The sequence below is a fragment of the Pseudomonas sp. PvP027 genome (assembly GCF_017833005.1).
Lineage (GTDB): Bacteria > Pseudomonadota > Gammaproteobacteria > Pseudomonadales > Pseudomonadaceae > Aquipseudomonas > Aquipseudomonas congelans.
On sequence record NZ_JAFIBK010000001.1, the window covers coordinates 4997975 to 5017901 of the forward strand.

Genomic DNA, 19927 nt, shown 5'->3' on the forward strand with positions numbered 1-19927 from the left:
GTAATCGTGAGTCAATTTTTCCAGGTCCATCCGGAAAACCCGCAGCCGCGCCTGATCAAGCAGGCCGCTGAAATCATCAAGGCCGGCGGGCTGGTGGTGTACCCGACAGATTCGTCCTATGCACTGGGTTGCCAGATCGGCGACAAGAGCGCCATCGAGCGTATCCGCCGCCTGCGTCAGCTGGACGACAAGCACAACTTCACCCTGATGTGTTGCGACCTGTCGCAACTGGGGCTGTTTGCCAAGGTCGATACCGGCGCGTTCCGTGCGCTGAAGGCGCACACCCCAGGTCCGTACACCTTCATTCTCAACGCCACCCGCGAGGTGCCGCGTCTGGTGCTGCACCCCAAGCGTCGTACCATCGGCCTGCGTGTGCCGAGCCATCCCATCGCCCAGGCCCTGCTGGAGCAACTGGGTGAGCCGCTGATGAGTGTCAGCCTGATCATGCCGGGTGACACTGTGCCGCTCAGCGACCCCTATGAGATGCGTCAGATTCTCGAGCATCAGGTCGACCTGATCATCGATGGCGGCATCGGCGGTATCTCGGCGTCCACAGTCATTAATCTGGCCGAGGGTGAACCCCAGATCGTTCGGGTCGGCTGCGGTGATCCGACGCCGTTCGGTGAACGCGCCTGATGACAGCCGTCGAGGCAGTAGACAGCCAGGCCGACGCCCAGCAGGAACTGCCGTTCGCGCTGGTCTACGGGCGTGCGGTGACGCAGATGCCGCTGGACCTCTACATCCCGCCCGATGCGCTGGAGGTTTTTCTCGAAGCGTTCGAAGGGCCGCTCGACCTGCTGCTGTATCTGATCCGCAAACAGAACATCGACATCCTCGATATTCCCGTGGCCGAGATCACCAAGCAGTACATGGGCTACGTCGAGCTGATGAAAACCGTGCGCCTGGAGCTGGCTGCCGAGTATCTGGTCATGGCCGCCATGCTGGCCGAGATCAAATCGCGCATGCTGTTGCCGCGTTCAGCGGAAGTCGAAGAGGAAGAGGGCGATCCGCGCGCCGAGCTGATTCGCCGCTTGCAGGAATACGAGCGCTTCAAGGCCGCCGCCGAGGGCATCGATGGCCTGAGCCGGGTCGGCCGCGACGTCATCGTGCCGAAACTGGACGCTCCCGAAGCCCGTGCACGCAAGTTGCTGCCGGATGTCAGCCTTGAAGAAGTGCTGATGTCGATGGCCGAGGTGCTGCACCGCGGCGACATGTTCGAAAGCCACCAGGTCAGCCGCGAGGCACTGTCCACCCGCGAGCGTATGAGCGATGTACTGGAACGTCTCAAGGGCGGCGGTTTTGTGCCGTTCGCCGAGCTGTTTACCGCCGAAGAAGGGCGTCTGGGTGTGGTCGTGACGTTTATGGCGGTGCTTGAGCTGGTCAAGGAATCACTTGTCGAGCTGGTCCAAAACGAGCCCTTTGCGGCGATCCATGTCCGGGCGCGAGCCGAGTAGAGCTAAAACACATTCATGAACCTCAACGAACCTCGCGAACTGGCCCCGCTGCTTGAAGCATTTCTGCTGGCCTCCGGAAAACCGCAGACGCTGGAGCGCCTGTATGAGTTGTTCGAGGAGGGCGAGCGGCCTGAGCCTCCGGTGTTCAAAAAGGCACTTGAGGTGCTGCGCAAGTCTTGTGAGGGTCGCGCCTTCGAGCTCAAGGAAGTGGCGTCGGGTTATCGCCTGCAGATTCGTGACCGCTTTTCGCCGTGGGTCGGGCGCTTGTGGGAAGAGCGCCCGCAGCGTTACTCCCGGGCCATGCTGGAAACCCTCGCGCTGATCGCCTACCGCCAGCCGATCACGCGGGGCGAGATCGAGGATGTGCGCGGTGTCGCGGTCAACAGCCACATCGTCAAGACCCTGCTTGAGCGCGAGTGGATTCGCGTGGTGGGCTATCGCGATGTACCCGGCAAACCGGCGATGTTCGCGACCACCAAAGGCTTTCTCGACCACTTCAACCTCAAAAGCCTCGACGAACTGCCGCCGCTGGCCGATCTGCGCGAGATGGAAACCGAGCCGGTGCTGGATTTCGAAGAAGCGCCGGTGCCTGCGCACCTGCAAGCCCTGGCCGACGCCAGCCTCGACCCGGACGCTGAGCCCGAAGCCCCGCGTGACGAAACCAGCTTCCGCAGTCTGCTGGTGGAACTGGACTCGATGGAGCAGGGCCTCAAGACCGATTTCGACGACCTGTTGCGTACGGAGCCGGAGCCTGAAGACGGCAAAGGCGACGATGAGGTCTGATTGATTATCGCTCCCACGCTCTGCGTGGTAGCGCTTTTCTCGACGCTCTGCGTCCTCTTGGCGACGCAGAGCGTCGAGAACTGCATTCCCACGCTGAAGCGTGCGGAACGATAATCCGAACTGTCGTGCCAACGCTCCGCGCACTTCGGTCGAATTCATACGTCAGCCCAGGGTCACATCTGTTAACACTCGCCATGAGATTCGCTGCCCATGAGTTCGACCAAGAACCCTTGCATCAGCCTGTGCAAGTTCGATGATGACATTTGTCTGGGATGCGGCCGCAGCAAGCGCGAAATCAAGGCCTGGAAGAAACTCGACAAGGACGACAAGCGTACGGTGCTTGAGGAGTCTGCCAAGCGGCTGGCGAAGCTCAAGACCGCCGGTCGCAAAAAGAAGAAGTGATCCGGGTATTTGCCATTGACGCCGGATGCGCAAACCGGCGCAGGGGCGTATGATGGCCGACCCTCGGCGATCAAGTGTCGCCCGGGCTTTCAAGTATTTAGCCTTGCCGCTATCCACAGCGCGCCGGGCACAGGTCTTGCCGGTTCTCGGCCAGCCCTGATTCGACACACCGGGAGGTGCCCAGATGAGTGAAAAAGACAAGCAGGACAGCCAGGAAATCGGACCCGCAGGCGAAAAGCTGCAGAAGGTTCTGGCGCGCATTGGTGTGGGTTCACGCCGTGACGTAGAAGCCTGGATTACCCAAGGCCGTATCAAGGTCAACGGCAAGGACGCGACCCTTGGTCAACGCGTCGACCTGCATGACGCCATCAGTGTCGATGGTCGCGTCATCAAGCGCGAAGAAGCGGCCGAAACGGTCCGTCGCGTGATCATGTACAACAAGCCCGATGGCGAAATCTGCACTCGTGACGACCCTGAAGGCCGTCCGACCGTGTTCGATCGTCTGCCGCGCCCGAAAGAAGGCCGCTGGATCAACATCGGTCGTCTCGACATCAACACCACCGGCCTGCTGATGTTCACCACCGACGGTGAACTCGCCAACCGCCTGATGCACCCGTCGTTTGAAATGGACCGTGAATACGCGGTTCGCGTGCGTGGCGAAGTCGATGACGACATGCTGCTGCGCCTCAAGAACGGTGTGATTCTCGAAGACGGTCCTGCGCGCTTCACCGATATCCAGCAGGCGCCGGGCGGCGAAGGTTTCAACCACTGGTATCACTGCGTGGTGATGGAAGGCCGTAACCGCGAAGTGCGTCGTCTCTGGGAATCCCAGGGGCTGGTGGTCAGCCGCCTGAAGCGCGTGCGTTATGGGCCGGTGTTCCTCAACTCCGACTTGCCGATGGGCCGCTGGCGCGAAATGAGCCAGTACGAAGTCGACATTCTGGCCGCCGAAGTTGGTCTGCAACCTGTGGCCCAGCCGCAGATGAATGCCAAGACCAAGGACAAGATGGAGCGTCTGCAGCGTCAATCGTCCCGTCCGTTGGGCAAGGGCGAGCGCGTTGTCCGTACACTCCGTCCTGCCGCTGGTGCTCCGGCGACCGGCGGCGAGCGCGCACCGCGTCAACCGCAGATCACCGGCAGCGAGCGCGATCGTCCGCGCGGTGGCGATTCGACTCAGCGTCCTTCGCCGCGCAAGGATTCGGGCAAACCCGGTTCGCGCGCGCCGCGTCCGGCCGACAACAGCCGTGGCACACCGGTTGCCGAGCGTCCTAGCGACATGAACAAGCGTCCGGCCAAGCCGGGCCCCAAGCGTGTCGGCATCAAGCTGGTCAACGATGATGCGCCGTCAGGCAAGCGTCGTGGTCCACCGGCAGGTTCAGGTCAGCGTCCGGGCTTCGGTCGTCGCAAGCCTGAGTGATTGAGCGGTGTGAATGAATGGCAACGCCAGCCCACAGGGCTGGCGTTGTCGTTTTCGGCGATCTGAAAAGCGCTGTCACACTGCCGTTGCGCATCGACCTTCCTGTTTTAAACCTCAGCCGGGATGCACGTGTACAATGCTGCGCTTTTTTCTGTGAAACAGTGCTGTTCAACGCTCCGGGCCATCCGCCTTGGGCGCTGCAATTCTGTTGTGCCACGAGCGCAGCAGGTTCTATTCCGTCACAGAACAAGATCGATCAGGTGGCTATTGAATGAGTGAAACAACCTCACCCTCGGGCGAACTGAAACGTGGCCTGAAGAATCGACACATCCAGCTGATCGCCCTGGGCGGTGCCATCGGGACGGGCCTGTTTCTCGGTTCGGCGGGCGTGCTGAAATCAGCCGGGCCGTCGATGATTCTCGGTTACGCCATCTGTGGCTTCATCGCCTTCATGATCATGCGCCAGTTGGGCGAGATGATTGTCGAAGAGCCGGTCGCCGGGTCGTTCAGCCATTTCGCCCACAACTACTGGGGCGGTTTCGCCGGGTTCCTGTCGGGCTGGAATTGCTGGCTGCTGTACATCCTGGTCGGCATGTCCGAACTGACCGCCGTCGGCAAATACATCCATTACTGGTTGCCGGACATCCCTGGCTGGGTATCTGCAGCGGCCTTCTTCGTGCTGATCAATGCCATCAACCTGACCAACGTCAAGGTGTTCGGCGAAACCGAGTTCTGGTTCGCGATCATCAAGGTGGTGGCGATCATCGGCATGATTGCGCTGGGCAGTTACATGCTGGTCAGTGGCAGCGGTGGCCCGCAGGCCTCGGTGAGCAACCTCTGGGAGCATGGCGGATTCTTTCCCAACGGTGTCAGCGGTTTGGTGATGGCGCTGGCAATCATCATGTTCTCGTTCGGCGGCCTGGAGATGCTCGGTTTCACCGCTGCCGAAGCCGAGCAGCCAAAAACCGTGATCCCCAAGGCGATCAACCAGGTCATCTACCGCATCCTGATTTTCTACATCGGCGCGCTGGTGGTGCTGTTGTCGCTGACACCCTGGGACAGCCTGCTGGCCAGTCTCAATGCGTCTGGCGATTCCTACAGCGGCAGTCCGTTCGTCCAGGTGTTCTCGATGCTCGGCAGCGACACGGCGGCGCACATCCTCAACTTCGTGGTGCTGACGGCCGCGCTGTCGGTCTACAACAGCGGCACTTACTGCAACAGCCGCATGCTGGTGGGCATGGCCGAGCAGGGCGATGCACCCAGGGCGCTGGCCCAGGTCGACAAACGCGGCGTGCCGGTCAAGGCGATCTTCGCCTCTGCCGCGGTGACACTGGTCGCCGTCCTGCTCAATTATTTCGTGCCGCAGCAGGCGCTGGAACTGTTGATGTCGCTGGTGGTGGCCACACTGGTGATCAACTGGGCGATGATCAGCTACTCGCACCTGAAATTCCGCCAGCATATGAACCGGACCGCACAGGTGCCGCTGTTCAAGGCGCTGTGGTATCCCTATGGCAACTATGTGTGCCTGGCCTTTGTGGTGTTTATTCTCGGCATCATGCTGATGATCCCCGGCATCCGTATATCGGTCTACGCGATACCGGTGTGGCTGGCGGTGATGTGGGTCTGTTACCGGGCCAAGAACAGGCGTAGCGTTGTCCTATCTGCACAGTCTGGCAAATAGCCTTGCCCGTTTCCGAGAAGAAGAGACCCCGATGCTGGTGATTTCCAACAACGTTCATCTGCCGGACGCCGAGATCGAATTGACCGCTATCCGTGCCCAGGGCGCGGGTGGGCAGAACGTCAACAAGGTCTCCAGCGCCGTGCATTTGCGTTTCGACATCAACGCCTCGTCGCTGCCGCCGTTCTACAAGGAACGGCTGCTGGCGTTGAGTGACAGCCGGATTACCAGCGATGGCGTGATTGTGCTCAAGGCTCAGCAGTATCGGACCCAGGAGCAGAACCGTGCGGATGCGTTGCTGCGCCTGAGTGAGCTGATCGTCAACGCGGCCAAGGTCGAAAAGAAACGCCGCCCGACACGCCCGACCCTCGGCTCCAAGACCCGACGTCTGGAGTCCAAGAGCAAGCGCGGCTCGATCAAGGCCGGACGCGGGAAGGTGGATTTCTGAGCGTAAGTTAAGACTATCGTTCCTCACGCTTGAGCGTGGGAACGATGACCTGCGGAGCGTCGTACGATAGTTGAGGTTATCGTTCCTCACGCTCCAGCGTGGGAATGCCTTGGGTGACGCTATGCGTCACAAATCCGCGCCGCACCGCACACCCGAGATCGGACGCAGAGCGTCCAGAGCGGCGTTCCCACGCTGGAGCGTGGTGGGCATCACTGGCGCAGCACCTGCGCCTGCTTGTACAGGTAGACGCTCAGTCCCAGCCCGGTGAGTGACGCCAGTGCCGCGAACAGGAAGATCGAGACGAAGCCGAAGCCGGCGGCAATCGCGCCTGCCAGTGGGCCGGTGATGCCCAGCGACAGGTCTATGAACAGCGAGTAGGCGCCCACTGCCGCACCTCGGCTTGACGCCGGGACCAGATTGACCGCTTCCACGCCCAGCGCCGGGAACACAAGTGAGAATCCGAAGCCGGTCAGCGCCGCGCCTGCCAGTGCCAGGTCAGGATTGGGCGCCAGCCACAGCAGTAAGAGCCCCAGGCTTTCCACCGACATACAGACAATCGCGACTCGAAAGCCGCCCAGGCGATTGATCAGGCTGCCGAACAGCAGGCGCGCGGCGATGAAACTGCCCCCGAACAGCGTCAGGCACAGTGCGGCATTCGGCCAGTGGTTGCTCGCGTAATACAGGGTGATGAACGTCGCGATAGTGCCGAAACCGATACCGCCCAACGCCAGGCCCATGCCATGCGGAAACACTCGCCCCAGCACATGCATGAACGGCAGTCGCTCACCCTGCACAATCGGCGCGGGCTCTTTATGCCATGTCAGGTATAGCCCCAGCGCACACAGCAGCATGATGCTCACGCCCACTGTCCACAGGCCGAGTTCGTTGACCATCCACACGCCCAGAGGCGCACCGATGGCCAGCGCGCCGTAGCTGGCGATGCCATTCCAGGAAATGACCTTGGCGGTGTTTTGCGCTCCGACCCGGCCGATACCCCAGCCAATCGAGCCAGAACCGACCAGGCTTTCCGCGGCACCGAGGATCACCCGGCCAATCAGCAGGATCACCAGACTTGCCATCGGCCAACTGTCCAGCCACACCGGCACCAGCATGAACACACCGCTCAGCCCGCAACCGGTCAGTCCGATCTGCACAGCTTTCTTGCTGCCCAGATTGTCGATGATGCGACTCGACCAAGGCCGACTGATCAGCGTGGCCAGGTATTGCACGCTGATGACCAGCCCGGCGATGACTGCACCGAAGCCCAGATCACTGTGGACATAGCCGGGCAGAACGGCGAGGGGAATGCCAATGTTCAGGTAGCCGATAAAGGTGAACATCACGATGGAAACGACGGTCAGGGTAACGGCCATCGGGGTTTGCGGTGCGTTTTGCTGTGTCTCGGACATGGGGCGGGCTTTCGTTCTGTGCGGGCATGGCGTTCGAGCGGGCAGGGAAAAACCCTTAGCAAGCTCTCGAAGTGCTCATCATACCGATGCATCGGGTGATGCAGGTGCAACAGATTGAAATAAACCTGAATGGAGGGCTATTCGTCCCTGGGTGCCACAAGGTGTGTGGTCACAAGTGCGGCCAGGGCGTTTTCCTGAGTACCGAAACGGGCGAGCAGGGCGCTCTGTTTTTCCGGGCTGAGGCGTGACCAGATTTCGATCATTTTCTCTGCGGTGCCAATCAGGGCGCTGGCTTGTGTTTCAGTGAAGTCGCTCATAAAAATCTGCTGTTTGCCTGTTGCTGGTTTTCCAGGCGTATTGAAAACCGGCAAAACCGTTTTTCGATACGCCTGAAAACAATCGCCTTCAGTCTTTGCTTCCGGCTTTCTGGCTGTCTTGAGCCGAGGGTGCTGCTTTCATTGCGACAGGTTGACCAAGCTCTTGCTGAGCCAGAGTCGACTGTTGTGGTTCCTGTTGGCCTGGTGGGAAGTTAGGGATTTCATGCATCGTCGTCGCTCCTCGCAAGGGGTTGCAGATAGAACCGTGCTTTAAAAAAGCCTGCGCAGGATAACCCACTGAAAATGACAATCAGGATATTTTTTTACTCCGATTGCCCTGCTCGTGAAACAAAATGGCTTTTTTACTGTCCGGCTTCTCACATCTCCAAACGCTGAGCAGCTTGATTTCATTGGGCCGGACCGCATGAGCAGGTCCACCGCCCGCCAATCATTTTATTTTCGGCCTTCTGCACCTTTGGCCACTTCGTCCGTGCGCGCGGCCATGATGAAGTCGTTGCGGTGCAAGCCCTTGATCGAGTGGCTCCACCAGGTCACGGTCACCTTGCCCCACTCGGTCAGCAGGCCCGGGTGATGGCCTTCCGCTTCGGCAATTTCGCCCACCGCGTTGGTGAACGCCAGCGCCCATTTGAAATTCTTGAACAGAAACACCTTTTCCAGCTGCATCACCGCGTCGCGGACCTCGATGTTCCAGTCCGGGATCTGCTTGAGCAGTTCCGGCAATTCGGCTTCGCTGACCTGCGGCGCGTCGGCACGGCAGGCTTCACAGTGAGCTTGATTCAAGGTGGTCATAAGCAGAGTGTCCTTTTCGGAGAGCTGGCCGAGTGTCAGGCGGCGTGGCTTTTGGTTTTAGGCGGAAATTTGGGGGCGTGCAAGCCCAACTGCATGCCTTGCCCGACCAGCGCCATGATGTCTTGCTGCGCCAGGTCGAACAGGCGCTTCAGATCCGGCAGGACAAAGTACAGCGGTTGCAGAATATCGATGCGATACGGTGTACGCATCGCTTCAAGTGCATCGAAAGGGTGGTGTTCAGGGGCTGAGGACAAGCTATACAAGGCTTCTTTCGGCGAAGAGAGAATACCGCCGCCGTAGATTTTCCGCCCTTGCGGTGTGTCGACCAGGCCGAACTCGATGGTCATCCAGTACAGCCGGGCCAGGTACACGCGTTGTTCCTTGCTCGCGCTCAGGCCGAGTTTGCCGTAGGTGTGGGTAAATTCGGCAAACCACGGATTGGTCAGCAGCGGGCAGTGGCCGAATATTTCATGAAAGATGTCCGGCTCTTGCAGGTAGTCCAGTTCTTCTGCGGTACGAATGAACGTCGCTACCGGAAAACGCTTGCTGGCCAGCAGTTCGAAAAACGTCTGGAAGGGGATCAGCGCGGGCACCCGCTCGACCTGCCAGCCAGTGGTCGCGCCCAGAACCTTGTTGATTTCGCCTAACTGAGGAATGCGATCGAGTGGCAGGCCCAGTTGCTCGATGCCGTCCAGATATTCCTGACAGGCACGCCCTTCGATGATCTTCATCTGCCGGGTGATCAGGGTGTTCCATACCGCATGTTCGTCCGCCGTGTAGTCGATGAAACCCGAAGCGTCCGGCTCGCGTGCCACGTAAAGCGACTGGGCCATGCTGATGTCCTCGAAAGGCTGCTGTTTTTAAAATGTTCTTGTAAAAGCCTGTGTTCAGGAATAACCCGGTTTCGAGGGCGTGTCAGTGGCTGTGAGCAGGGTCGCGTGCGGATTTGATCATCCGCTCGTAACGAAAAGTTTACGATTGCGATGGATGAGGCCTTGATTCAGTCATCCTGCCCCTCGCGAAGCGTGAATGCGTAACGTATTGTTGACATTAATTTTGCCGTTTCATAAAAAACATACCCTCACAGGGACAATGACTCATGCGCATCAAGGTGCACTGCCAGAACCGCATCGGCATTCTTCGCGACATTCTCGATCTGCTGGTGGCTTACGGCGTCAACGTGGCGCGCGGTGAAGTGGGCGGCGAGCACGGTGACGCGATCTATCTGCATTGCCCGAACCTCATCAATCTGCAGTTCCAGGCCCTGCGCCCGAAGTTCGAGGCGATCACCGGGGTGTTCGGCGTCAAGCGGGTCGGGCTGATGCCCAGCGAACGCCGGCACATGGAGCTCAATGCCTTGCTCGGCGCGCTGGAATTCCCGGTGTTGTCGATCGACATGGGCGGGGCCATCGTTGCGGCCAATCGTGCCGCCGCGCAGTTGCTGGGTGTGCGGGTCGATGAAGTGCCGGGCATGCCCTTGTCGCGCTACGCCGAGGATTTCGACCTGCCTGAGCTGGTGCGCGCCAGCCAGTCGCGGATCAATGGCCTGCGGGTCAAGGTATGCGGCGATGTGTTTCTTGCCGATATCGCGCCCCTGCAATCGGAACATGATGACAGCGAGGCCATGGCCGGGGCCGTGCTGACGCTGCACCGTGCTGATCGGGTCGGCGAGCGCATCTACCATGTGCGCAAGCAGGAGCTGCGCGGCTTCGACAGTATTTTTCAGAGCTCGAAGGTCATGGCCGCGGTGGTTCGCGAGGCGCGGCGCATGGCGCCCCTCGATGCGCCGCTGCTGATCGAGGGTGAAACCGGCACCGGCAAGGAATTGCTGGCCCGCGCCTGTCACCTGGCCAGCCCGCGCGGCCAGTCGCCGCTGATGGCGCTCAACTGCGCCGGGTTGTCGGAGTCCATGGCCGAGATCGAGCTGTTCGGTTATGACCCCGGCGCGTTCGAGGGCGCGCGCGCGGAAGGGCGGCTGGGGCTGTTGGAGCTGACCGCGGGCGGCACGCTGTTTCTCGATGGCGTGGGTGAGCTGAGTGCCCGCATGCAGGCCAAACTGCTGCGCTTCATTCAGGATGGCAGCTTTCGCCGGGTCGGCAGCGACGAGGACATGTTTCTCGATGTGCGGGTGATGTGTTCGACCCAGGTCGATCTTTCGGAGTTGTGCGCCAAGGGCGTATTCAGGCAGGACCTTTACCATCGTCTTAACGTGCTATCGCTGCATATACCGCCACTGCGCGATTGTCTGGATGGTCTTGAGCCTCTGGTGGAGCATTTTCTCGATCAGGCCAGCCGCCAGATCGGCTGTGCGCTGCCGGGCATATCACCTGCGGCCATCAAGCGTTTGAGTCAGTACCACTGGCCCGGCAATGTGCGGCAACTGGAAAACGTATTGTTTCAGGCCGTATCGCTGTGTGACGGCGGCAAGGTGCAGGCCGAACATATTCGTTTGCCGGATTACGGCGTGCGACAGGGGTTGAGCGAGGTGTCGCTGGAGGGCGGGCTGGGCGCCATTGTCGGGCGCTTTGAAAAGTCGGTACTGGAACAGCTGTATGCGCAATATCCCAGCAGTCGCCAATTGGGCAAACGCCTGGGCGTGTCTCATACAACGATTGCCAACAAGTTGCGCGACTATGAATTGAGTCGGGAATCAGATCCGCACTCAGTCGATAAATAACGCGCTCATTGATCGCCCGTTAATCAACTTCGTGCATGCGCCTCGCACCTTATATAAAGGCATAGAGCGGCGAGGCGTCGTGCACAGGCTGTTGCAGCGAGAAGCCTCAACCGTTGCTGCAGCCGTTGCCCATCACCTGATAGCCCATGGTGTGACGTGCGCCTTGCGAGTCCTCATACACCATGCGCGCCGGGACCACTTCGCAGACGTTGGGGATCTGGCTGATGGAGATAACCCGGGCGATATCCAGATGAGTGCCGTAGGTATATTGCTCGACACGCGCCTGTTGGGCAGCCACTTTGGTCTGCGATTCTTCGGCCATGGCGAAACTGCTGATACCGCACAGGGCCAATGCCACTAGTAAAGCTTTCATTGCCGTTTACCTTTTTCAAAGTGAGCGCCGTCGCATCACGTTTTTGACGTCATGTGCTAAGGCGGTCTGATACGTTTTTCGAGTTGGAACAACACTGCGTGGGGGCAGTTGATGTCTGCCTTGTTGGCGGATCGAATTCTATGCCTGTTGCGACAGCGCATATATAAAGACTTCGGATAAGCGCTTTTATCAAAATGGTAATAATCTGAAGCGCCGCATCAAGCCTGTGGCTTGTCGTCATGGCCCGGTCCCGCCGGTAAGACCAACGTCGAATGGCCCCTGCGGGTGGGGCGGGATACAACAGAGGCATAAAACAACAACTATCCACCGAGGTAACCAAGATGAGTGCAGCTTCCCTGTACCCCGTCCGCCCAGAAGTCGCAGCGACTACGCTGACGGATGAAGCGACCTACAAGGCCATGTACCAGCAGTCGGTGGTCAACCCTGATGGTTTCTGGCGTGAACAGGCTCAGCGCCTCGACTGGATCAAACCTTTCACCGTGGTCAAGCAGACCTCGTTCGATGATCACCGCGTCGATATCAAATGGTTCGCCGACGGCACGCTGAACGTTGCCTACAACTGCCTGGATCGCCATCTGGAAGAACGCGGCGACAGCATCGCCATCATCTGGGAGGGCGATGACCCTTCCGAGCACCGGGAAATCACCTACCGCGAACTGCATGCCGAAGTCTGCAAGTTCGCCAACGCCCTGCGTGGCCAGGACGTGCACCGTGGCGACGTCGTGACGATCTACATGCCGATGATCCCCGAGGCTGTGGTCGCCATGCTGGCGTGCGCGCGGATCGGTGCGATCCACTCGGTGGTGTTCGGCGGTTTCTCGCCCGAAGCGCTGGCCGGGCGGATCATCGATTGCAGTTCCAAAGTGGTCATCACTGCTGACGAAGGTCTGCGCGGCGGCAAGAAGACTGCGCTCAAGGCCAACGTCGACCGTGCCCTGACCAACCCGGAAACCAGCAGCGTACAGAAGGTCATTGTCTGCAAGCGCACCGGGGGCGAGATCGAGTGGAACCGTCACCGTGATATCTGGTACCACTCGCTTCTGGAGGTGGCGTCCAGCACCTGCGCGCCGAAAGAGATGGGTGCCGAAGAGTCGCTGTTCATTCTCTATACCTCGGGCTCGACCGGCAAACCCAAGGGCGTGTTGCACACCACCGCAGGTTATCTGCTGTATGCCGCGCTGACTCACGAGCGCGTGTTCGACTACAAGCCGGGCGAAATCTACTGGTGCACCGCCGACGTCGGCTGGGTCACCGGGCACAGTTACATCGTCTACGGCCCTCTGGCCAATGGTGCGACCACGTTGTTGTTCGAAGGTGTGCCTAACTACCCGGACATCACCCGTGTGTCGAAGATCATCGACAAGCACAAGGTCAATATTCTCTACACCGCGCCGACCGCGATTCGCGCCATGATGGCTGAAGGCACCAAGTCCGTTGAAGGCGCCGACGGTTCCAGCCTGCGTCTGTTGGGTTCGGTGGGTGAGCCGATCAACCCGGAAGCCTGGGCCTGGTACTACAACACGGTCGGCAAGCAGAACTGCCCGATTGTCGATACCTGGTGGCAGACCGAAACCGGCGGCATTCTGATCAGCCCGTTGCCAGGCGCCACTGCCTTGAAGCCGGGCTCGGCGACACGTCCGTTCTTTGGCGTGATCCCGGCGCTGGTGGACAACCTGGGCAACCTCATCGAGGGCGCTGCCGAGGGCAATCTGGTCATCCTCGATTCGTGGCCGGGCCAGTCGCGCTCGCTGTATGGCGATCACGACCGTTTTGTCGACACCTACTTCAAGACGTTCCGGGGCATGTACTTCACCGGTGACGGTGCCCGTCGTGACGAGGATGGTTATTTCTGGATCACCGGGCGTGTGGACGACGTGCTCAACGTTTCCGGCCACCGCATGGGCACGGCAGAGATCGAAAGCGCGATGGTTGCGCATCCGAAAGTCGCCGAAGCGGCTGTGGTCGGTGTGCCACATGACCTGAAGGGGCAGGGCATCTACGTCTATGTGACCCTCAACGGCGGTGAAGAACCGAGCGATGCACTGCGCACCGAATTGCGCAATTGGGTGCGCAAGGAAATCGGCCCGATTGCCTCGCCTGACTTCATTCAGTGGGCTCCCGGCTTGCCGAAGACGCGTTCGGGCAAGATCATGCGCCGTATCCTGCGCAAGATTGCGACTGCCGAGTACGATGCGCTGGGTGATATCTCCACCCTGGCCGACCCGGGCGTGGTGCAGCATCTGATCGACACGCACAAGAGCATGAACGCCGCCTGAGCGATCCTGTGACTGAAGCGCCCCGTTCGGTGAGAGCCGAACGGGGCGCCTTCGTTTCCAGGGTCAGATACTGGAAGCGGGATATATATCGGGTTGTTACCGGTTTACACGGTGTTGTCGAGCGGTGCTTCGTTGTAGGACATGCCTGGCCTTTACGCGTAGGAAAGCGCGACGCAGCAGGGCTTTTAAATCGCCATGTGACACGCTGGGCTTGCCGGATTAAAAGGGTTTGCCAATAATGGGCGCGCTTTTTGCTGTTATGACAGGTTGAGTCTGTGCTGCTGGATCAGCAGAAACAGGCCCCGTCAATACCGTGTAGTGGGTTTTCAGGCGCTTCTGTAACTAGTTGTCGCATTGAAGAAATATCGACTTCGAGCCTGTCGTTAAAATGCCCCTCATTCGCCGAAGGGCTGTGAGCCGCCAGCGCGGTCACGCACCCGGCGTCGCTTTTCCCCGAGATTGTCCTTTCGCACATTGGGCGCTTGCTCACTTTGCCATTTGTCGTGCTTTACCGATGGAGTCCCTGGAAATGAAAAAGCTCATGCTTATTGGCGCGATGGCGTTGTCCGTGCTCGCCCAGCCGATCTTTGCTGATGAAAAACCACTGAAAATCGGTATCGAAGCAGCTTACCCACCGTTCGCGTCCAAGGCGCCGGATGGCAGCATCGTCGGCTTTGACTACGACATCGGCAATGCACTGTGTGAAGAAATGAAGGTCAAGTGCACCTGGGTCGAGCAGGAATTCGACGGTCTTATTCCGGCGCTGAAAGTGCGCAAGATCGATGCGATCCTGTCGTCGATGTCCATCACCGACGACCGCAAGAAGTCCGTGGATTTCACCGGCAAGTATTACAATTCTCCGGCACGTCTGGTCATGAAGGACGGCACCAAGGTCAGCGACAGTCTGGCTGAACTCAAGGGCAAGAAGATCGGCGTGCAGCGTGGCACGATTCACGAGCGTTTCGCCCGTGAAGTGCTGGCCCCGCAGGGTGTCGAAGTGACCCCGTACGGTTCGCAGAACGAAATCTACCTGGACATCAGTGCCGGCCGTCTGGACGGTACTATCGCCGACGCCACGCTGTTGCAGGACGGCTTCCTGAAAACCGACGCTGGCAAAGGCTATGCGTTTGTAGGCCCGTCGTTCTTCGATGCGAAATACTTCGGTGACGGCATCGGCATTGCCGTGCGCAAGGGCGACAAGGCCAACCTTGACCGTCTCAACGCCGCCATCGCCGCGATCCGCGCCAACGGCAAGTACAAGGCTATCCAGGACAAGTATTTCGATTTCGATATCTACGGCAAATAAGTCGTTGTCCTTATCCTGACCAATGGCGCAAACAGAATTGCCTGGATTGCGCCATTTTTATTCCACGCTTGAGGACCGCACATGATGTTGAAAGGTTACGGAGCTGTCATCCTCGAAGGTGCCTGGCTGACGTTGCAGCTGGCCCTGTCGTCGATGGCTCTGGCGATCGTTCTCGGTCTGATCGGCGTGGCGCTGAGGCTGTCGCCGGTACGCTGGATCGCCTGGCTGGGCGACCTGTACAGCACGGTGATTCGTGGCATTCCCGATCTGGTCCTGATTCTGCTGATCTTCTACGGCGGCCAGGACCTGCTCAACCGCGTCGCCCCTTTGCTGGGGTTTGACGACTACATCGACCTTGATCCGTTGATGGCCGGCATCTTCACGCTGGGCTTCATCTTCGGCGCGTATCTCTCGGAAACCTTTCGCGGCGCGTTCATGGCCATCCCCAAGGGCCAGGCCGAAGCGGGCATGGCGTATGGCCTGAGCAGCGGCAAGGTGTTCTTCCGCATTCTGGTGCCGCAGATGATTCGTCTGGCGATTCCCGGTTTCACCAACAACTGGCTGGTGCTGACCAAGGCCACTGCGCTGATCTCTGTGGTCGGTCTGCAGGACATGATGTTCAAGGCCAAGCAGGCGGCCGATGCCACCCGCGAGCCTTTCACCTTCTTTCTGGCGGTTGCGGCGATGTACCTGGTGATCACCAGCGTCTCGCTGCTCGCCTTGCGTTACCTCGAAAAACGCTACTCGGTAGGCGTGAGGGCGGCTGACCTATGATCTTTGACTACAACGTGATCTGGGACAGCCTGCCGCTGTACTTCGGCGGTCTGCTGACCACCCTGAAGCTGCTGGCGATTTCGCTCGCGTTCGGGCTGCTGGCGGCATTGCCGCTGGGCCTGATGCGGGTATCGAAAAACCCTTGGGTGAACATGCCTGCCTGGCTTTACACCTACGTGATTCGCGGCACGCCAATGCTGGTGCAACTGTTCCTGATCTACTACGGGCTGGCCCAGTTCGATGCGGTGCGCGAAAGCTTTTTGTGGCCCTGGCTCTCCAGCGCCACCTTCTGTGCCTGCCTGGCGTTCACCATCAATACCAGCGCCTATACGGCGGAGATCATCGCCGGCAGCCTCAAGGCCACACCGGCCGGTGAAATCGAGGCAGCACGGGCCATGGGCATGTCGAAAGCCAAGATGTACCGACGCATTCTGCTGCCGTCGGCGTTGCGCCGGGCACTGCCGCAGTACAGCAACGAGGTCATCATGATGCTGCAGACCACCAGTCTGGCGTCCATCGTGACCCTGATCGACATCACGGGCGCGGCTCGTACGGTCAACGCGCAGTTCTACCTGCCTTTCGAGGCTTACATCACCGCAGGCGTTTTCTATCTGTGCCTGACATTCATTCTGGTGCGGCTGTTCAAGATCGCCGAACGTCGCTGGCTGGGCTATCTCGCCCCACGGAAGGTCTGAAATGCAAAGAACCGATCATGTGTTGCCGTGGAGCACCCTCGGCACCGAACGCACGCTGAGTGTCTTTCGCTTCGGCACCGGCGAACGCAAGGCCTACATTCAGGCCAGCCTGCATGCAGACGAACTGCCTGGCATGCGCGCGGCCTGGGAGCTGAAGAAACGCCTGGCCGAGCTGGAGCAGCAGGGCCTCCTCAAAGGTGTCGTCGAACTGGTGCCGGTGGCCAATCCGCTGGGCCTGGGGCAGTTGCTGCAAGGCGCGCATCAGGGTCGTTTCGAGTTCGGCAGTGGCAAGAATTTCAACCGTGACTTCACCGAGCTGAGCGAGCCGGTCGCCGAGTTGCTGGAAGGCCAGCTGGGCGATGACCCGCGCGCCAACACCCGGCTGATTCGCCAGGCGATGAGCGCTGCGCTCGAAGGTCTGCCCGCGCCGCAGAGCGAATTGCAAGGCATGCAACGCATCTTGCTGAGTCATGCCTGCGTCGCTGATGTGGTGCTCGACCTGCATTGTGATGCCGATGCCGCGCTGCACATGTACGCCTTGCCGCAGCACTGGCCGCAATGGCGTTCGCTGTCGGCGCATCTGAATATCCAGGTGGCGCTGCTCGCCGAGGATTCCGGTGGCAGCTCCTTCGATGAGGCCTGCTCGCTGCCGTGGTTGCGCCTTTCGCGGATTTTCCCGCAGGCGCAGATCCCGCTGGCCTGCCTGGCGACCACCCTTGAACTGGGCGGTCAGGCTGACACCGGCAAGCCGCAGGCACTCGCGCACGCCGAAGGTATTCTGGCGTTCCTCGCCGAACAGGGCTTCATCAGCGGCGACTGGCCGCAGCCTGCGCACGAAGCCTGCGAGGGCTTGCCGTTCGAAGGCACCGAATTGCTCTATGCGCCGCACCCTGGCGTGGTGACGTTCCTGCGCGCCGCAGGCGACAGGGTCGAGGTGGGCGATCCGCTGTTCGAAGTGATCGACCCACTGTCCGATCAGGTCAGTACCATTTGTGCGAATACTGCCGGGGTGTTGTTCGCCATCGAGCGGCTTCGTTACGCTCAACCCGGTTTCTGGCTGGCCAAGGTGGCAGGGCGCACGGCGCTCCGTCACGGACGTCTGCTCAGTGATTGAACGTTCTGTGGAAACCCAAAGCATGAACAAACTGGAAGTGCAGGATCTGCACAAGCGCTATGGCAGTCACGAAGTGATCAAGGGCGTGTCCCTGACCGCCAGGGCCGGCGATGTCATCAGCATCATCGGCTCCAGCGGCTCGGGCAAAAGCACCTTTCTGCGCTGCATCAACCTGCTCGAACAGCCCCATGCCGGCAAGATCCTGCTCAACAACGAAGAGTTGAAGCTGGTGCCGAACAAGGAAGGCGGCCTCAAAGCTGCCGATGCCAAACAGCTGCAGCGTATGCGTTCACGCCTGTCGATGGTGTTTCAGCACTTCAACCTGTGGTCGCACATGACGGCACTGCAGAACATCATCGAAGCGCCGGTCCATGTGCTGGGCGTGTCGAAAAAGGAAGCGCTGGAAAAGGCCGAACACTATCTGGCCAAGGTCGGTGTGTCTCATCGCAAGGACGCTTACCCGGGGCACATGTCCGGCGGTGAGCAGCAGCGTGTGGCGATTGCCCGCGCACTGGCGATGGAGCCCGAGGTGATGCTGTTCGATGAGCCGACCTCGGCGCTGGACCCCGAGCTGGTCGGTGATGTGCTCAAGGTGATGCAGGGGCTGGCTCAGGAAGGCCGCACCATGGTGGTGGTGACGCACGAAATGGGGTTCGCCCGTGAGGTCTCCAACCAACTGGTTTTCCTGCACCAGGGCGTCGTTCTGGAACGTGGCGATCCGCGCGAAGTGCTGGCCAATCCGCAGACCGAGCGCTTGCAGCAATTCCTGTCCGGCAGCCTGAAGTGACGATCGGCAACGCATGACGATGCCTTTTTATGGCAGAACAGGGCATGCTGCGCGACGCGCGACACGACCTGGATGTTCCAGATCGAGCTATCTTCCAAGGCTCGGCTTTTGCGGCAATACGTATCGGATCTCCCAATGACTGCCCATCGAATAGGTTTCCTCGTCTGGCCTGGTACCAGAGCCCTGACCCTGGCACTGGCCGAGGAAGCCTTGCGCGTTGCGCAGCGCGTTCACCCTGAAGTGGTTTATGAACTGTCGTTCCTGCAGGCCGAGGCTGCGGAGCCAGCGGCGGTTGCCGGTGCATGGCAGTTGCCGGGTGAACCTTGGGCCGGGCGGCTGGAAGGCTTTCAGAAACTGTTTTTGCTGGCTGACGAGCCTCCGACAGGCGTGGCCTCGGCGCTGGGCAGTGCGCTCAAGCAGCTGGTGCGTGCCGGATGTTCGATTGGCGGGCTGTCGGCAGGCGTCTATCCACTTGCGCAACTGGGCCTGCTGGATGGTTATCGTGCTGCCGTGCACTGGCGCTGGCAGGACGACTTTGCCGAGCGCTTCCCCAAGGTCATCGCCACCAGCCATTTGTTCGATTGGGACCGGGATCGCCTGACCGCCTGTGGTGGCATGTCGGTGCTCGACCTGCTGCTGGCGGTGCTGTCTCGCGATCATGGCGCCGAGCTGGCCGGGGCGGTATCCGAAGAGCTGGTGGTCGAGCGCATTCGCGAAGGTGGCGAACGTCAGCGCATTCCGCTGCAGAACCGTCTGGGCTCCAGCCATCCCAAGCTGACCCAGGCTGTGCTGTTGATGGAAGCCAACATCGAAGAACCGTTGACCACCGACGAAATCGCCCAGCACGTGTGCGTGTCTCGTCGTCAGCTGGAACGGATTTTCAAGCAGTACCTCAACCGTGTACCGAGCCAGTACTACCTGGAACTGCGCTTGAACAAGGCGCGCCAGATGCTGATGCAGACCAGCAAGTCGATCATTCAGATCGGCCTTTCGTGCGGTTTTTCCTCGGGGCCGCACTTCTCCAGCGCCTACCGCAATTTCTTCGGTGCCACGCCGCGTGAAGACCGCAATCAGCGACGCAGCAGCAGCCCGTTCGAACTTTCCCCTGTGCCTGCCGAACGCGGTTGATTGCCTTGTCGCGATAGAAGTACTGCCGCGACAGCTCAGGTCCAGACAGGCCGGCCTC

At 60.1% G+C, this 19927-nt stretch carries 21 protein-coding genes; 16 read left to right on the plus strand and 5 right to left on the minus strand.

All coding sequences use genetic code 11. From position 1 onward, the window contains the following. Positions 1-6 precede the first annotated feature (6 nt). The 8 genes from JOE33_RS21745 to arfB all read left to right on the plus strand — a co-directional run bounded on the left by JOE33_RS21745 (position 7) and on the right by arfB (position 6182). A complete protein-coding gene (locus JOE33_RS21745) occupies positions 7-636 on the plus strand; it encodes an L-threonylcarbamoyladenylate synthase (protein WP_096129783.1) in 630 nt (209 codons plus the stop codon). Positions 637-755: 119 nt separating this feature from the next. Next, complete coding sequence (locus tag JOE33_RS21750) at positions 756-1454, plus strand: ScpA family protein (protein ID WP_170855934.1); 699 nt, start codon at positions 756-758, stop codon at positions 1452-1454. Positions 1455-1469: 15 nt separating this feature from the next. Beyond that, entirely contained in the window at positions 1470-2237 is a 768-nt protein-coding gene (gene scpB / locus JOE33_RS21755; protein WP_004412831.1) for an SMC-Scp complex subunit ScpB, read from the plus strand. A 210-nt stretch (positions 2238-2447) separates the two neighbouring features. Continuing rightward, positions 2448-2639 (plus strand): DUF1289 domain-containing protein, encoded by a 192-nt coding sequence (locus tag JOE33_RS21760; protein WP_002554453.1) that lies wholly within the window; start codon positions 2448-2450, stop codon positions 2637-2639. A gap of 184 nt (positions 2640-2823) precedes the next feature. Beyond that, positions 2824-4056: a 23S rRNA pseudouridine(2605) synthase RluB gene (gene rluB / locus JOE33_RS21765; protein WP_024648258.1), complete on the plus strand. Its 1233-nt coding sequence runs from the start codon at positions 2824-2826 to the stop codon at positions 4054-4056. 17 nt (positions 4057-4073) lie between these two features. After that, complete coding sequence (locus JOE33_RS21770) at positions 4074-4331, plus strand: hypothetical protein (protein WP_235810025.1); 258 nt, start codon at positions 4074-4076, stop codon at positions 4329-4331. Then, positions 4328-5737, plus strand: a complete 1410-nt coding sequence (locus JOE33_RS21775; RefSeq protein WP_096126379.1) for an amino acid permease — start codon at positions 4328-4330, stop codon at positions 5735-5737. The genes JOE33_RS21770 and JOE33_RS21775 overlap by 4 nt, the downstream gene beginning before the upstream one ends. A gap of 31 nt (positions 5738-5768) precedes the next feature. Next, positions 5769-6182 carry an alternative ribosome rescue aminoacyl-tRNA hydrolase ArfB gene (gene arfB / locus JOE33_RS21780; protein WP_003314723.1) on the plus strand — a complete coding sequence of 138 codons (414 nt, stop codon included), beginning with the start codon at positions 5769-5771 and terminating at the stop codon, positions 6180-6182. A 209-nt stretch (positions 6183-6391) separates the two neighbouring features. Here the strand turns inward: arfB and JOE33_RS21785 are convergent, their stop codons facing one another. The 4 genes from JOE33_RS21785 to phhA form a co-directional block, all read right to left on the minus strand. Further along, complete coding sequence (locus tag JOE33_RS21785) at positions 6392-7591, minus strand: MFS transporter (protein WP_010437497.1); 1200 nt, start codon at positions 7589-7591, stop codon at positions 6392-6394. Between the two features lie 137 nt (positions 7592-7728). Next, positions 7729-7908, minus strand: a complete 180-nt coding sequence (locus JOE33_RS21790; RefSeq protein WP_054994329.1) for a hypothetical protein — start codon at positions 7906-7908, stop codon at positions 7729-7731. A 453-nt stretch (positions 7909-8361) separates the two neighbouring features. Then, complete coding sequence (locus JOE33_RS21795; RefSeq protein WP_003342603.1) at positions 8362-8718, minus strand: 4a-hydroxytetrahydrobiopterin dehydratase; 357 nt, start codon at positions 8716-8718, stop codon at positions 8362-8364. 35 nt (positions 8719-8753) lie between these two features. Then, positions 8754-9551 carry a phenylalanine 4-monooxygenase gene (gene phhA, locus JOE33_RS21800; RefSeq protein ID WP_032612440.1) on the minus strand — a complete coding sequence of 266 codons (798 nt, stop codon included), beginning with the start codon at positions 9549-9551 and terminating at the stop codon, positions 8754-8756. A gap of 266 nt (positions 9552-9817) precedes the next feature. Here phhA and JOE33_RS21805 point away from each other — a divergent pair, with 266 nt between their 5' ends. Next, complete coding sequence (locus tag JOE33_RS21805) at positions 9818-11395, plus strand: sigma-54-dependent transcriptional regulator (RefSeq protein ID WP_187625734.1); 1578 nt, start codon at positions 9818-9820, stop codon at positions 11393-11395. A 106-nt stretch (positions 11396-11501) separates the two neighbouring features. Here JOE33_RS21805 and JOE33_RS21810 read toward each other — a convergent pair whose 3' ends face one another. Next, positions 11502-11768, minus strand: coding sequence for a DUF2790 domain-containing protein (locus JOE33_RS21810; protein WP_010437501.1), 267 nt, complete (start codon positions 11766-11768; stop codon positions 11502-11504). 341 nt (positions 11769-12109) lie between these two features. On the opposite strand from JOE33_RS21810, the gene acs reads away from it, so the two are divergent. The 7 genes from acs to argR all read left to right on the plus strand — a co-directional run bounded on the left by acs (position 12110) and on the right by argR (position 19869). After that, positions 12110-14065 carry an acetate--CoA ligase gene (gene acs, locus JOE33_RS21815; protein WP_010437502.1) on the plus strand — a complete coding sequence of 652 codons (1956 nt, stop codon included), beginning with the start codon at positions 12110-12112 and terminating at the stop codon, positions 14063-14065. Between the two features lie 529 nt (positions 14066-14594). Further along, entirely contained in the window at positions 14595-15371 is a 777-nt protein-coding gene (locus tag JOE33_RS21820; RefSeq protein ID WP_010437503.1) for an ABC transporter substrate-binding protein, read from the plus strand. Positions 15372-15455: 84 nt separating this feature from the next. Beyond that, entirely contained in the window at positions 15456-16145 is a 690-nt protein-coding gene (locus tag JOE33_RS21825; protein WP_010437504.1) for an ABC transporter permease, read from the plus strand. Then, positions 16142-16840 (plus strand): ABC transporter permease, encoded by a 699-nt coding sequence (locus JOE33_RS21830; RefSeq protein ID WP_010437505.1) that lies wholly within the window; start codon positions 16142-16144, stop codon positions 16838-16840. The genes JOE33_RS21825 and JOE33_RS21830 overlap by 4 nt, the downstream gene beginning before the upstream one ends. Before the next feature lies 1 nt (position 16841). Then, complete coding sequence (locus JOE33_RS21835) at positions 16842-17954, plus strand: succinylglutamate desuccinylase/aspartoacylase family protein (protein WP_096129779.1); 1113 nt, start codon at positions 16842-16844, stop codon at positions 17952-17954. A gap of 22 nt (positions 17955-17976) precedes the next feature. Next, positions 17977-18741 (plus strand): ATP-binding cassette domain-containing protein, encoded by a 765-nt coding sequence (locus JOE33_RS21840; protein ID WP_010437507.1) that lies wholly within the window; start codon positions 17977-17979, stop codon positions 18739-18741. Positions 18742-18876: 135 nt separating this feature from the next. Then, a complete protein-coding gene (gene argR / locus JOE33_RS21845; RefSeq protein ID WP_054994333.1) occupies positions 18877-19869 on the plus strand; it encodes a transcriptional regulator ArgR in 993 nt (330 codons plus the stop codon). Positions 19870-19927 lie beyond the last annotated feature (58 nt).